Origin of the sequence: Streptomyces sp. NPDC007905, from assembly GCF_042959345.1 — a bacterium.
Taxonomy (GTDB): domain Bacteria; phylum Actinomycetota; class Actinomycetes; order Streptomycetales; family Streptomycetaceae; genus Streptomyces.
In genome coordinates, this window is sequence record NZ_JBIBKS010000057.1 from 1 (window position 1) to 13,160 (window position 13,160).

The 13,160-nt window shown below is 69.2% G+C and carries 8 protein-coding genes; 2 read left to right on the forward strand and 6 right to left on the reverse strand.

Annotation, left to right across the window (positions count from 1 at the left end; genetic code table 11):
• Positions 1 to 131: 131 nt before the first annotated feature.
• The 3 genes from ACFZDC_RS41425 to ACFZDC_RS41435 all read right to left on the reverse strand — a co-directional run bounded on the left by ACFZDC_RS41425 (position 132) and on the right by ACFZDC_RS41435 (position 5,149).
• A complete protein-coding gene (locus ACFZDC_RS41425; protein WP_391332215.1) occupies positions 132 to 3,701 on the reverse strand; it encodes a hypothetical protein in 3,570 nt (1,189 codons plus the stop codon).
• Between the two features lie 375 nt (positions 3,702 to 4,076).
• Positions 4,077 to 4,493, reverse strand: a complete 417-nt coding sequence (locus ACFZDC_RS41430; RefSeq protein WP_391332216.1) for a YeeE/YedE thiosulfate transporter family protein — start codon at positions 4,491 to 4,493, stop codon at positions 4,077 to 4,079.
• Entirely contained in the window at positions 4,493 to 5,149 is a 657-nt protein-coding gene (locus ACFZDC_RS41435; protein WP_391332217.1) for a YeeE/YedE thiosulfate transporter family protein, read from the reverse strand. The genes ACFZDC_RS41430 and ACFZDC_RS41435 overlap by 1 nt, the downstream gene beginning before the upstream one ends.
• A 2,282-nt stretch (positions 5,150 to 7,431) precedes the next feature.
• Here ACFZDC_RS41435 and ACFZDC_RS41440 point away from each other — a divergent pair.
• Positions 7,432 to 8,679 carry a protein kinase gene (locus ACFZDC_RS41440; RefSeq protein ID WP_391332219.1) on the forward strand — a complete coding sequence of 416 codons (1,248 nt, stop codon included), beginning with the start codon at positions 7,432 to 7,434 and terminating at the stop codon, positions 8,677 to 8,679.
• A 512-nt stretch (positions 8,680 to 9,191) separates the two neighbouring features.
• On the opposite strand, the gene ppk2 is transcribed toward ACFZDC_RS41440, so the two are convergent.
• Together ppk2 and ACFZDC_RS41450 are read right to left on the reverse strand one after the other, a co-directional pair.
• Positions 9,192 to 10,148 carry a polyphosphate kinase 2 gene (ppk2, locus tag ACFZDC_RS41445; protein ID WP_391332221.1) on the reverse strand — a complete coding sequence of 319 codons (957 nt, stop codon included), beginning with the start codon at positions 10,146 to 10,148 and terminating at the stop codon, positions 9,192 to 9,194.
• A 1,042-nt stretch (positions 10,149 to 11,190) separates the two neighbouring features.
• Positions 11,191 to 11,478: a hypothetical protein gene (locus ACFZDC_RS41450; RefSeq protein ID WP_391332223.1), complete on the reverse strand. Its 288-nt coding sequence runs from the start codon at positions 11,476 to 11,478 to the stop codon at positions 11,191 to 11,193.
• 295 nt (positions 11,479 to 11,773) lie between these two features.
• On the opposite strand from ACFZDC_RS41450, the gene ACFZDC_RS41455 reads away from it, so the two are divergent.
• Complete coding sequence (locus ACFZDC_RS41455) at positions 11,774 to 12,289, forward strand: GNAT family N-acetyltransferase (RefSeq protein ID WP_391332224.1); 516 nt, start codon at positions 11,774 to 11,776, stop codon at positions 12,287 to 12,289.
• Between the two features lie 30 nt (positions 12,290 to 12,319).
• On the opposite strand, the gene ACFZDC_RS41460 is transcribed toward ACFZDC_RS41455, so the two are convergent.
• The gene (locus ACFZDC_RS41460; protein ID WP_391332225.1) at positions 12,320 to 12,649 is read right to left on the reverse strand and encodes a hypothetical protein; all 330 of its coding nucleotides are present in this window, start codon (positions 12,647 to 12,649) and stop codon (positions 12,320 to 12,322) included.
• Positions 12,650 to 13,160 lie beyond the last annotated feature (511 nt).

A 13,160-nucleotide genomic window follows, 5' to 3' on the forward strand; every position in this document is an offset into this window, starting at 1 on the left:
TCGTCGCGGACTTCGGCGACCATGCGCACCGCGCGACGGCGCAGCTCAAGCGGGTAACGGGAGGGTCGTGCCATGACTCAATCCTTTCACGGAATTGAGTCTCTACCTGACACGGGGCGGTTCATACCGCCTCAGCGACACGACCCGTTGTAGGTGTCGGGAGCGTTCGTGACGGGTGAAATCCGGTGTACGGCGCGGCAGATCATGTCGATCGCCTGGGCCGGTCGGGGGAGGCTCAGCTTCCACAGTTGAATCGTGCCGTCGACGTCACTGACGGCGAGTGCGCGCTGGTTCGGGGCGAAAGCCAATGCAGATACCGGTTGTTGGCGCCCGTTCAAGGTGGCGCGGACCGTGCTCGTGGCAAGGTCCCACAGTCGTACTGTTCCGTTGTCGTGCCCAGAGGCGAGAGTACGGCCGTCGGGGCTCAGCGCCACCGACGATGCGGTGTCGTTGAGGATGGCTCGGTTCGCGCCGGTAGCCGCATCCCACAGCCGTAGTGTTCCGTCGGCGCCGGCGGAGACGAGCGTATGCCCGTCACCGCTGAAAGCGAGTGCCACCACGACGTCTGTGTGCCCGGTGAGGACAGCACGGCTCCTACCGGTGGCCAGGTCCCACAGCCGCACGGTGGCGCCTGTCCCACCGGTGGCGAGGACGCGCCCATCGGGGCTGAGTACCGCCGCCAGCATGGTGTCGGACCGGGGGCGATGCCGCACGACGGTGCGGAGCGTGTGGTCGTTCGCGCTCCACAGTCGCACGGTAAGGCCGTCGCTGCTTGTCAGTGCGGCCAGCGCATCCCCGCCCGGCCGGAGGACCACAGATGTCACCGCGCCGGCACCGACAGGGCGGTCGGTTCGGGGCCGTTCGCCGGCCGCGTCCCAGATGCGTACTGTTCCGGCGACGTCACCGGTTGCCAGGACGTGCCCGGCAGCGGCGAACGCCATCGAGGACACGGTGGTGAACCCGGCCCGCATGTCGTCCGGTGTCTCCTGGGCGAGGTCCCACAGCCGGACAGTACGGTCGCGACTGCCGGTGGCCAGAGTGCTTCCGTCAGGGCTGAACGCCATCGACGACATGCTGTCGGCGTGGCCGGTCAGGACGGCACGTCCGGCGCCGGTGGCCGCGTCCCACAGCCGAGCGGTTCTGTCATCACTCCCGGTGGCCACCAAGCGCCCGTCCGGACTGAACGCCACCGCCCGCACCGGCCCCGTGTGACCGGTGAAACGCGCGCGGAGCGCGCCCGTCGTCGTGTTCACCAGCTGAACGGAACCTCCGAGGGCCCCGGCGGCCAGTAATCGGCTGTCGGGGCTGAAGGCCATCGACGTCAGTGGACCAAAGCCCGCGAGCCGCACAACGCAGCCAGTGTTGCGGACCAGGTCGCGCACCCGAATCGTTCCGTCGCTGTCGCCAGCGGCCACGAGACGGCCGTCCGGGCCGACGGCGACCGAAGGAACCCCGCCAGCAGAGACGGAAAAGGTCGTGCGGACCGCACCGGTCGCGGCATCCCATACCCGAACCCGGCCGTCGGAGCTGAACGCAGCCGCAGCGCGGCCGTCGGAGCTGAGCGCCACCGGTCCCAGGCGGCCCTTGGCGCGGTCGGGAGCGGTCCAGGCCTTCCCGGCCTTCCCGGCCTTCCCGGCCTCTGCGACGTTCCTCAGCAGCAGGCGGCCGCCGGTGTCGTCGGGGGCCAGGAGGTGGCCGTCCCGGCTGTAGGCGAGACCGGCCACCCCTCCTGGCGAGGCGGGGAAGGTGGTGCGGAGCACACCGGTCGCCGCGTCCCACACCCGTACCCGGCCGTCGGAGCTGCCCGCGGCGACAGCACGGCCGTCAGGGCTGAACGCCACGGCGCTGACAGGGTGAGTGTCCTCGGTCAGCTGGTGGCGCAGAGGCAGGGCGGCCGCGGCGTAGAGGCTGGAGGTGGCCTCCGCAGCGGGATGGGTCTGGTAGGCCTGGACGGCCAAGAGCGAGGCGAGATCGGGGTTGTCGCCCAGGAGGGCCGCTGACTGGGCTGCCAACTGACGGGACAGAGCGGTCTGCTGTGCGGCGACGGCTTCCTGTCGCCGGTGCTCGCTCGCCCGGTACTGGCTCCACGCGGTCAAGCTTGCGGTGACCGCGAGTACGAGCAGGGCGGACAGTGTGGCGGTGAGCCGGCGCAGGCGGCGGGTCGTGCGGGCAGCCGCGTGCCACTCCTGGTCGCGAGCGGTCAGGCTGCTGGTCAGGAAGTCCCTCTCCGAACGGTTCAGGTCCTTGCAGGCGTCGGGAGCAGCGAAGGCTTCCTCGGCGGTCGTCAGGCGAGCACCGCGGTACAGGGCCCCTGGATCGCGGTCGAGGGACTCCCACGCTCGGGCGGCCTCGGTGAGCCGGCGGTGGACGCGCAGCTGCTCCCGGGCTTCGTCGATCCAGGTGCGCAGCCGCGGCCATGCCGCGATGAGGGCTTCGTGCGCGAGGTTGACCCTCGGTTCTTCGAGCGTCACGAGGCGGGCGTTGACCAGTCGTTTCAGAACCTCACCGGCGGCGGAGTCGTCTGCGTCGTCCGCTTCTAGTTCCTCGGGCGGCGCGGGCCGGCAGGTGTCCTGCGCGCCTTCTCCGGGATTGATCAGCCGGAGGAGGATGAGCCGGGCTGATCGGGCCTCGTGAGGGGAGAGGCGGGTGTAGAGCTGCTCCGCGGTCTGGGCGAGTGCGCCCGCGACACCTCCGGCGGCGGCGTAGGCCGTCAGGGTGAGAGTGCATCCCTTGCGCCGACGCCAGGTCTCCAGCAGAGCGTGGGACATCAACGGCAACGCGCCGGGTTTCTCGGTGACGTCCTGGATGATCTGTGCGATCAGTTCCCGCTCGACGATCAGCCCGGCGGCTGCCGCCGGTCTGACGATCGCCTGGCGCAGTTCTGTGGGGCTCATTGGCCCTACGAGCAGGGTCGCATCGCGCAGTGCCGCTGCCCAGGTGTGGTGGTCGGCGCAGCGGCCGAAGAAGTCCGCGCGTACTGCGATCACGACCCGCACCCTTTTCTCCGGGTTCGTCGCGGCCAGCAGCAGGTCCAGGCAGGCCTGTCGTTCCGCGGGGTCGGCGCAGAGGGTGAACAGTTCCTCGAACTGGTCGACCAGGACGACCGTGTCCCCGCGCTCTTCGCCGGCTCTCATCACGGTGGTGAGAGCGGACATGGGCCGGGCACCGGGAGTGAGGATGCGGATGGCCGCCGGCCGCCGGGTTGAGGCTTCCTCGCTCTGCAGCAGAGGGATCAGTCCTGCGCGCAGCAGGGAGGACTTGCCGCTCCCGGACGCCCCGACGACAGCGACAAAGCGGTGGGCATGCACCCGCTCAGCGAGCTGAGCGGCCAGCTCGCCCCTGCCGAAGAACATCTCCGCGTCGGCGGGTTCGAACCGAGCCAGGCCCCGGTAGGGCGGCTCAGCACCTTCGTCATCAGCCCGCGGTTCAGCCGCTGCCTCGGCGGCCGCCTGACGCCACCGCTCCTCCCACTCCTGCGGGTCTCCACCGCAAGCGCGGACATAGGCCAGAACCACCGGCAGGGTCGGCAGCCGCTCACCCCCAGCCGCCTGCGACAGCGTGCTCGCCCCCTGCCCCGCGCGCAGCGCCATCACCCGGTACGTCGGGCTCCCTGCCTCTGCACGGAGTTTGCGTAACTCGAACGCGAACCGCGCCACCGGCCCCGCACTCGGATCCAGCGGGCTTTCCCGACGCCCCGCCATCACCAGCTCCCTCCCCCATCCCGCCTCCCCGCGCCGTGGCTCGCGAAGCTACGGCGCCTGCGGCGGAAGGGCAAACCACAGGCGCGCTCTTTGGTCAGCGCCATGACCGCCCCACGACCTGTGGCTCGGCCATTGTCCAGAGTGATATCACCCGCTGCCCATTCAATCCCCAGCCCGCTGAACTCGGTGATGCCCCGCCCCGCTGCGGTGCAGGTGCGGGGAAACCGCCGTCGCCCTCACGGGGGTGGGCGACGGTGCCCCTCACTGGACGGAACTGAGGCGGGGTGCGGCTGGATGGGCCGGGGCAGAGCGACGGGGTGGCTCACCCCGACGCGGTTGTTTGTGCCCGCGGGGTGTGTCGATGCACGTCCCCCGCTAAAGGCCGCAGGAGCCGCGGTCGAGGTGGAAGTAGCGGGCGTTGGCCCAGCGGCACAGCCGAATTCCGACGGTCACGCCGATGATGGTGACGAGAGCGGGCAGGTAACCGCTGGCGACCTGGACGATCGGGATTGCCGGACACCCACCTGAGATCGCCCAGCCCGTACCGAACAGCACCGCGCCGGGGATCACGCCGGCGTGGATGCGCCCGGGGGTACGCCGGACCCGCAGCAGTGCGAATGCGCACACGATGATCACGACGGCGCCGGCGAAGGAGAGGAGCATGCGCAGGTCCTGGAAGGTGAACATGCGGTTCAGCTCGGTGTAGTCGCCGAAGCCGATGTTGGAGACGGTGTAGCCGAGCGCCAGTCCCGTGATGACGTTGGCCAGCAAAATCGCGCCCCGGGTACGCATCAGATCACCTTCCACAGCAGGAACGACACCGCGACGGCGGTGCCGAAGAACACGGCGGTCGCAACGAGGCTGACCGGACGTAGACGGCCGCAGCCGTTGAGTCCGTGGCCGGAGCTGCACCCACCGGCCAGCCGGGTGCCGAAGCCGACCAGCACGCCCCCGAGGAACAGCAGGACGGTCATGGTGGTCGGATTTGCGGTGACCACATTCCGGAATCCCGGTCCCATGTCGAAGCGGAGGTGGAACCGCCCGGAGGTGACCGCGGCGATCAATCCGCCGAAGAAGATCGATACCAGCAGGGCGGCCTGGGTCACCAGCGGGGCCGGGCCCGGGTTCGTCACCGACGTGTCCTCGTCCACCGACGGTTCGACGTCCGTCTCGACCAGTTGTGAAGTCCCGTACGGAGTCGGCGGCACGGTGGGCGCGGTGGGGCTGGTGCCGAAGTGCTCTGCCGTAGCTGCGGCGAGAGCGTCAGCGAGAGCGCGCTCGTCGGTGAACTCCTCGTCCATCTCCTCGAGGTGGCGCTCCCTGCGCCAGTGCAACACGCGGTCCCACGCGGACGACACCCCGAAGGACCGGTCCGTGGTGAGGGCGTAGTTGATGGTGATCAGAGCGAGCCCGGCAGCGCCGGCCCACCAGGGCCAGTAGCCACTCATGCGGGGCCTCCCATCCATTCGGTGAATCGACTCCACCAGCCGCGCCTCGCTCTGGGCCGCTGCCCCGCGTGTCGAGAGGGACGGTCCGGAGGCTGGGGCATCGGCGGGGAGGGTGACGGCCGGTAGTGCGAGACCGGGATCGTCGAAGATGCCGGCCCGAACTGCGCCAATGTCTCCGCTGCCGCGGGCACGGGCTCTGACGGCTCTAGCGGTCCGGCAGGTGCCGTCGGCGACCAGGCCACGTTCTCCTGCGGCCAGGGGTGTTGTGGTGCAGGAGACTGCTGGAGTCTCTGCTCCGGGGCGGCGGCGTCGAACCGTTCCGCGCCGGTGGCCGCGACTTCAAGCTGTCGCGCGCGGGCCCCGTTGGGCAGCAGGCTGATCGGCACACGCTCGCCGGTGAGTGACACCTCGTAGCGCGCACAACCGAGCCACCGATCCTCGCTGTCGCAGTAGTAGTCGCGCCACCCTTGCAAGCTCGCCCTGAGCAAGGGGAAAAGGGGACATCCTGCGGCGTGCGAGCAACTCACGTTGCTCCCTTCTGACCGGCGCACACCACCCCGTTCCGTGAGGGCGGTTGCCGTTCTCGGTCTCTCGCCCTCGCCGCGCCCGGGTCGACGAACTGAAAATGGGCGCGGTGACGGCCTGTCACAACACGGAATCGTGCCTCCATTTCTCGACCGGGCGAGATGGAACCACTGTTTCGGTGATCCGAGCAACTTCCGCAAGATTCGGAACGCGCCTGCCCGGCATTGCCGAGTGAGATAGGTCACGCACTATTGCGTCGTGACGCAGCCCCATGACCGCTCAAGCCGCTGTCAGGGTCGGTTGTTCGTGGAGATGGTGCAGATGCGAAAGATTTGTGTGATGGAATCGTGAACTTCCCCGTGATGAAACTGTTGATATTACTGGGCGTTAACATGGGTGCGAGTGAAGGGGAATCATGTGCCGACGCGCTGTCTGCCAGTCCTGCCGGAAGGCGACCTACGAGGGCTGCGGCGGACATGTGGAGCAAGTCCTCGCCGGCGTGCCGACACATCAGCGGTGCACGTGTGAGCCGGCGGGGCGCGAGCGTGTACCCACGGGGGAGCCAGCAACTCGAACGGGACCGGCTCCGGCCCAGCCGGGCGCAGCGGTGCCACGCACACGCCTTCCCCCACACCTGGACGGTGCAGCTGGCCGAGCGAAGGGGCGCTGGTGGGACCGATTCATCGCATGGATGAAAAGCCCAGCATGAGGCCGTGCTGCGCTCGCCGGACAGGCGGCCGCACCCTCCCTGTGAGCGCGCCTTCGCTGCGGCAGGCGATCTCGCCCATGACGTGACCTGGTGCGTCCTGGTCTCCCTGCCTCCCCCTCAGGGTGCTACCCGGCCGTCGAGATCGCCGTCGGCGGCGGGCGCAGGTCGATCCTGCCCCGAACAATGCTGTCCGCGAATCGCCAGCCAGGCAGCGCACCCTGACGGCATCTCAGCAGCCTCTTTTCGACGGCTTTTTCCAGGGGAGCGTCACGAGCAAGTCCACGGACGCGCTTCCGGAAGGCTGAGTGCGGCCTGTATGCGCTTTTCCGTAGATAATGTTTCATGTACCAGCTATCTCCCTATTTCAGCATCACGAGCGATCCCGCCCGACAGGCGCCCATTCCTACATGTGTGCCGTTCGTAAAGGACTTGCAGAGACATCAGGTGTGCGCCTCCGTAAAAGTGCGGGCCTGGCAACCATCCCTGTCAGCCCGTGACACTCCTGTCAGGGCGGGCGCTGATCGAAGTGACCCCCGGGCGGGGTCACGGCGCCCAGCCCTCCGGGGGGAGTCATGCGGGCGCCCCAGGGGCAGGCACGGTTTCCCCCCGTAACCGGGCCTGCCCCTGCTCCGCATCACTGCGCACCGCACGGCAGACAGCCGCTCTGAATGCGCGGGCTGTGACATCTCCGGACTTATCGGCGCTGTATAGGTGGACCCAGCACCCGAGGGCCCCGTGGCGCTCACTCGCCCCCGCCTTTTTGAGTACGCAGCCGCGTACACGGGGCAGGCAGACGCCCCCCTCGTCTGCCTGCCTCATAGGCGATGCCGACAGGGACAGCCCGGTCCAGCAGGAAGGCACGATCAACCCGCCACCCGCGACCGGACAACGACGACCTTGCGGGGCGGGTCTGGGGGAGTACGAACGTTGTGATGATCGGGGTGGGTGTGCAGGGGCTGCTGGCGGACCGCTATCAGTTGGAGGAAAGGCTGGGGCGCGGTGCAACGGGGAGGTATGGCGGGCCGCCGACCAACTCCTCGGGCGTCCCGTGGCGGTCAAGCTCCTGCATACCGAGCAGGCTGCGGACGCCGAGCGCTTTCGCCTGGAGGCACAGACCGCGGGCCGGCTCAACCACCCCAACGTCGTGGGCATGTACGACCTCGGCTCCCACCATGACCGGCTCTACCTGGTCATGGAACTCGTCGACGGCTGGAGCCTCGCCCAGGCGCGATCCCTGCGCGGTGTCCTGAACCCGCAGGACGCGGCAGCCATCGCCGCCCAGGCGGCCGCCGGTCTGGCCGCAGCGCACCAGCGCGGCGTGATCCACCGCGACGTCAAGCCCGCCAACGTAATGTTGTCCGGCGACCGCAAGGCGAAGATCGCCGACTTCGGGATTGCGCGCTTCACCGACGAAGCGGCCAGTGCTCTGACCGTCACCGGAAAGATTCTCGGCACCGCCGACTACCTCGCCCCCGAACGCGCCCTCGGGCGCCCCGCCCAGCCCGCGTCCTACGTCTACTCGCTCGGTTGCGTGCTCTACGAACTGCTCACGGGCAGGCCCCCGTTCCGCGGCGCGACCTCGCTGGCCGTGGTGCAGCAGCACGTCGAAGCCGCCCCAGCGCCGCCCAGCCGGCTGCGCCCCGGTATACCGCAGCAGCTCTGCGACTACGTGCTGCTCCTGCTCGCCAAGGACCCGGCCCACCGGCCCACAGCCGAACAGGCTGCCAACTGGCTCGCCCGGTACCACCAGACACCGCCCTCCCCGAGCAGGGCAACACCACGATCATGCCCGCACCGGTCACCGATCCCGCTCCCGGCCTGCGGGCCCATCGACCCGGGAGCACGATGCGATGCGCTCCCTTCCGCGCGGCGGCCGCAAACTACGCACCCGAGCCACTTTCTCTGGAATCGGCCTGGCCGTCTTTGCTGCCGCAGCAGCACTCGGAGCGTCGATGAATTCCGGCGACGGCTCCCCCTCGTCACCCTCCCTTCCGGCCCAGGCGACCGTCACTTCCGTCTCCGCAACCCGGACGCCGTCCCCGGCCCCGCCCTCTACCCCTCCGACCGTGACGGCGCCGCCCGTGCGGGAACACGGTGGCGACAAGGACCACGAGGGCCAGCGCAAGCACGGGCCGGGAAGGGGCGGGAGAGGGCACTCCCAGGACTGAACCGTGCCGCCGCCCTGACGATGATGGCTGGGGCACAGGTGGCCGGCCACCTGCTGAGGACGGGCCACATCAGCGCCTCCGTGGCCTTGGTGGCCGCCGTCAGCCTGGTGGCGCCGGTCGTCATCTAGAGGGTTCACGCCCTCGCCGGCTCCGGCAGGGCCATCGTCGTCCACGCGCTCCCGAAGTCGAGCATGGACTTCACCCGGGTCGGCACTCCCTCGTGGAAGCTGGTGGTCGTCAAGCCCGTCAATCCCGCTCTGACGCCCCGCCCGAAGGTGATGACGGCCGGAGGGAAGCTCCCGGGACTACCCACATCCGGTCAAGGAGCCGCTGTTGAAGGTGCTGCCGCTCGCCTGACGGCCGGAAGCTCACAAGGACTTGACGGGACCAACCCGCATGGGGCTGACCCTGTCGGCATGATGCGCACCATGGACGGATCGGTATGGGTCGCAGCAGTCTCGGGTCTGACCGGTGCGGGGATCGGTGGAATCGCCTCCATCAAGGCCGCCACACACGCTGAGAGGGGGCAGATCCAGGCGATGCAGATACATATGCAGACCGAAGCCGACCTCCGATCGCGGGAGAAGTCCGAGGCCGCCGCCGTGGAGGCGATCCGCCACCTCCACGTCATCAAGCTGGGTCAGGCGCTGCCGGGGTGCTTGCCGGGGACGCCGAGACCGGGTGAGAGCGGCGTGGGCGAGAGCGTGGTGTCCTCCTCACCGGGCTCCAGAAGGGTGTCGGCGGCGCCGACGATGAGCGGGTCCGGTGTGCCCACCGCCTCGTGGTCCTTGCTCGCGTAGTCGATGCGCGACAACAGACTTCGCATGGCCTCCAGTCGGGCCCGCCGCTTGTCGTTGCTCTTGACGACGGTCCAGGGGGCGTGGGAGGTGTCCGTGGCGCGGAACATGCCGACCTTCGCCTCGGTGTAGGCGTCCCAGAGGTCCAGCGACGCCAGGTCGGTGGGCGAGAGCTTCCATTGGCGCACCGGGTCGACCTGCCGGATCGCGAAGCGTGTGCGCTGCTCGGAACGGGACACCGAGAACCAGAACTTCACCAGCACGGTGCCGCTGTCGACCAGCATCTGCTCGAAGGTCGGGCACTGGTCGAGGAACAGCTCGTACTCCTCCTGGGAGCAGAAGCCCATCACGCGCTCCACACCGGCCCGGTTGTACCAGGAGCGGTCGAAGAACACGATCTCCCCCGCCGTCGGCAGCTGCGCGACGTACCGCTGGAAGTACCACTGGCCCGCTTCGCGTTCGGTGGGCTTGTCCAAGGCGACCACGCGTGCGCCGCGCGGGTTGAGCCGCTCGGTGAGCCGTTGGATCGTGCCGCCCTTGCCCGCCGCGTCACGTCCCTCGCACACGATGACAACGCGCGTGCCGGTGTCCTTGACCCAGCGCTGGAGTTTGAGCAGCTCGATCTGCAGCACGCGCTTGGCACGCTCGTACTCCTGGCGTCCCACCTTTCGTTCGTAGGGGTAGTTCTCTCGCCACGTCCGGATGGGGCGTCCCTCCGCGTCCAGCACGATCGGCTGCTCCCGCCGACTGGCGTCCACAGTCAGTCCATCGAGCAGCTTCCCGGCGTCTTGCGCGTTCATCAACTGGCATTCCGTTCGGCTCTCGCGGTCGGTCAAAGTGAGACACGAGTGCCCCGTCCGACCCCGCCCATTGGTGGCGCCACGATGGACGACACCGACCACCGCGAGAGCGGTCGCCGCCCCAGGCCGTCGCGCCGAACAGTTCACGGAACACGAGGGTTGACCAGAGCCCGCCTGGAAGTCTCGCAGGCCCGTTTGCTCGGCGGTGAGCAGGCCGTGACGGCCGGCCGTCTGACTCAGGCCCCGCACGCTCCCGTACCGCCCAACCCGATCCGCCGGCCCGCCCATCGCGGGGGTGCCGTCCGAGGCACCGCTGCTGTCGGGACACGCCGCCGTGGTGCTCCTGGGCGCCGGCCTCATCATGGGCGGGCTCGTTTTCCTGTCCGCGGCCAAGGCAGCTCCGTCATCAACAACAGCAGCCGTACCGCCCGCCTCCACCAGAGGACAACTTCTTCGACCGGCACGTCTGCGTCGGCCGCGACGGCGGCACCATCAACGACCTGCGCTCCTACCAACTCAACGACACCACCCACAGCCTCCGCAACAACAACACCCCCTGCGGCGCCTAACGACCACCCGAAGCAGAACAGACTGACACTGATCCCCTTGAGCCTGCGACCGCGCATCCGCCATGCCAGCCACCCGGCGCACACGGACCCCCTCTCGACGTCGGCGGCCGGACCAGGTCGGACGGGGTCGGCAGGCCTGGACGCGCGGTTCGTAGTGTTCCTGCAGCCGGCCCAGCATGAGGCGCCAGTACTCGGCCAGCGGCCGGTGCTGCTCCTCGTCCAGGACGAAGGCGACGGTGTGGACGCCGTCGTCTCCCGGTATGACCGCGCGGGGCTGGGAGGCGCGCAGGTTGGGCCAGTAACGGCCGTGTGCGAATCCGGAAGCTGCCCGCCAGGCGGCGCACACCTTCACGGCGGTCAGACCCGCGGCGGGTGCGGCGGTGAGCAGGATCTGGTGGGTCCCGGGTGCGGTCACCGGGGCCAGGCCGAGCTGGTCGGCGATGGCGCGGATCTCGGTCCGAGCTGCGCACCGGTCAGGCCGCCACCGGACGGCTGGTGGCCGGTGTCCGTCCCGTGCTGCTGCCGGTTGCGCATGTCCTCGACCCACAGCGACAGGGCGCGGCGTCGGCGCTCGCTGCGCCCGGCGCCGTCGCAGAGCCACCGGCCGGTGGCGAAGTTCTCCAGGCGCCGCGCAGCAGCGTCCAGGGGCTGGTCGGATCGACCTCGCCGGCCGTCAGGCGGCGCAGCGCGTCGGCGTGGGCCAGGCCGGCGGAGTAGGAGCTGCGGATCAGGTGCGCGGCGGAGTGCGAAGTGGATCGCATACGCGAAGTACGGACGTTCATCGGCCTGTCCAGGTGGCGAGGGCCGCCTGGCTCTCCGTGTAAAGCCTGGAGCGATGCCGTGAGTAGTGCGCAGCATCGGCGTCGACAACGGGTGCGACTCCGTCAGATGTTCGCGTCTCTCCGTGGTTGAACATAAGCGGAGCGCAATCGACGTGACGCGAAGTGCTCTTGAGTCGGTCCGGAGCCCGCAAAAGACTGTTGCGGTAGCAAGGCCGTGCTCCGGACCCGGAGCCTGCGGCACAGCAGTCACGATCGCAATGTGAGGAGAACATCGATGCCCGACGCCGACCGCCGAGAGGACGCGCACTCGATCATGCTGATCGATGGAACCGCCACCCGAACCCGGGAGGCGGCCCCCGTCGACCTGGTGCCAGTGCAGGAACTGCACCGCCGCTGCTCGCTGGGCTGTCGAGCCCTGCGGTATCACGCGGGCAAGATCGGGATCTCCCCTGCCGAATGGCGTCAGTTGTCCAATCCGGAGCGCGGCACCACGCTGGTGACCGCTCCAGCCGAGCGTACGGAGTACATCATCGCCATGACGAACGTCATGCGCACCGATCAGCAAGGGGTGGGGGAACTCGCAATCCTGGTCGAGGACGCATGGCAGGCCAGGGGGCTTGGCACCGCGCTGGCCGAACATGCGGCTACCGTTGCCCGCCGCGAGGGGCACCACGCATTGGCCGCCACGGTGGCGGCGAGCAACAAGTCGATGCTCCACCTTCTCGAGAAGCTGGACGCGACCCCGGTCGAAACCACCGGTCCCGTGCTCGACCTCCGCATCCTGCTCTAGACCTTCATCGGACCGGGCATCGCAGGCTGTCTACCCGGGCCTGCCCGTGGCGTCGCTGGAGAGGCAGAGGTTCGTGATCCGGGCTCGCGGCGACATCACCCCGGCCAGCTGACGGGCTTCCTGCTCATCACGCACCACAATGTGCTGGAACTCCAGCTGCGGTGACAGACGGACCAGTTCGGGGCAGGGACGCACGATCCCGTACAGGGCGCGCAGCCGCCCCGTCGTGAAGAGCGGGATGCCGTATGCGAAGCTCTCGGACACCTGCGGCCTCTCGGGGATCTCCACCCGTACCTCTTCGTCGTGCCAGGCCCGTTCGGCGACCGCGGTGAAGAGCTCGGCACGCTGGCGTGGTTGCACGTCCTGCCCACCACGCCCGTGCCACCTCCGCCGCCCGACCGGCCAGCTCCTTCCGCTTCGCGGCCTCCTGCTCGCGCTGCCGGCGCCGTGCCTGCTCCAAGCGCCGCTGCTCCTGTGCCTGGGCGCGGCGGGTCTCTTCGTCTTCGGGATCCGGCACAGGCTGACTCTTGCGGCGCCGCTGGAGTTGCTGCCTGCGCTGGAGCTCTTGTTGCTGGCGTGCGGCGCGGCGGTTCGCGGCCTCCCGACGGGCTCTGTCAGCCCGTTCGGCCTGCTCCCGGCGTCTGCGGTCGTGCTCGTTCTGCGCGCGCTCGGACTGGGCGGAGGTCCACCACAGGCGATGCTGCACGTAGCGGCCGAGGCCGGAGCCGCTTTTATGCCAAGCGGTGTCCGGATGCCGAGGATGAACGCCGTCATGAGCCCGGTCGACCAAGCTGCCGGCATAGCCGCCGTCCGCCCACACCAGACGGATGGAGAAGTACATCGCGCGCAGCCTTTCGAGCAGGGGGACAGC